Annotated in this window: 2 protein-coding genes and 1 pseudogene; all 3 read left to right on the top strand. The window is 75.2% G+C overall.

Annotated elements, in window-relative coordinates; all coding sequences use genetic code 11:
• A pseudogene (locus MRQ36_RS32975) lies at positions 1-301 on the top strand (hypothetical protein); the annotation flags it as partial.
• 54 nt (positions 302-355) lie between these two features.
• Entirely contained in the window at positions 356-988 is a 633-nt protein-coding gene (locus MRQ36_RS32970) for a phosphoribosyltransferase (protein ID WP_242795252.1), read from the top strand.
• Positions 989-1,011: 23 nt separating this feature from the next.
• Positions 1,012-1,121, top strand: a 110-nt coding sequence (locus tag MRQ36_RS32965; protein ID WP_242801743.1) for a zf-TFIIB domain-containing protein, incomplete at its 3' end; no start/stop codon positions are given.

Here is a 1,121-nt window from a genome sequence, read left to right as displayed (position 1 = left end):
GGTGACCAGCCCGGCGCAGTCCCCGTTCCCCGGCCACCTGATCGCCACGGCGCTGCCCGCCGGCCGGGTGGTCGCCGCCGCGCTGCTCGTCGCGGCCGGCGTGGCGATCGCCGTCCGGCTCCTGCGCCGACCACCCCGCACCGCCGCGACCACCGCGCTGATCTGCGGGTACGGCCTCCTCGCCGCAATCCTGCTGATGCCCTCGACCCGGTTCGGCTACCTGCTCTATCCGCTCGCCCTGCTGGTCTGGGCACCGGCGCTGGCGCGCACCGAACGGCCGGCCCACCCGCCCCTCGGCTGACCGGCTTCCGGCAAGTTCCGGACGCGGCGCACCGCCAGGGCGTAGACCTGAGACATGACCACGTACCGCGACCGGACCGAGGCTGGCCAGGTGCTGGCCGACCGGCTCGCCGACCTCGCCGGGCACTCCGACCTCGTCGTCCTCGGGCTGGTCCGGGGCGGCGTACCGGTGGCCCGGCAGGTCGCCGAGCGGCTCGGCGCACCGTTGGACGTGCTGGTGGTCCGCAAGCTCGGCATGCCCTGGGCACCCGAGGTGGCCTTCGGCGCGCTCGGCCCCGGTGGCGTGCAGGTGCTCAACGAGATGGTCGCCGGCCGGCTCAGCGACCGCGACCGGGACCAGGTGCGACGGCGGGAACAGGCCGAACTGGACCGCCGGGAGAGCCGCTACCGGGCCGGCCGGCCCCCGCTGGACCTGCACGGTCGGACCGCGATCGTCGTCGACGACGGCCTCGCCACCGGCGCCACCGCCCGCGCCGCAGTGCAGGTGGCCCGGCGCCTCGGCGCCGCCCGGGTGATCGTCGCCGTCCCGGTCGGCGCCGAGCAGGCGTACGACCTGCTGGCCCCCGAGGCGGACCAGGTGGTCGCCGCCCAGCTGCCGCCGGACTTCGGTGCGGTCGGCGCGTACTACGACGACTTCCACGAGGTCTCCGACGACGAGGTCACCGAGGCGCTCGCCACCACCGCGTGAGCCCACCCGGTACCGTCGGTGCCATGCAGCTCACCTGCCCCAAATGTCACGGAGACATGCGCCAGTACGAGCGCAGCGGTGTCGTCATCGACCAGTGCGGCGAGTGCCGCGGCATCTTCCTCGACCGCGGCGA

This window comes from Micromonospora sp. R77, from assembly GCF_022747945.1.
Lineage (GTDB): Bacteria > Actinomycetota > Actinomycetes > Mycobacteriales > Micromonosporaceae > Micromonospora.
This window is presented reverse-complemented; position numbering and strand designations above follow the sequence as displayed.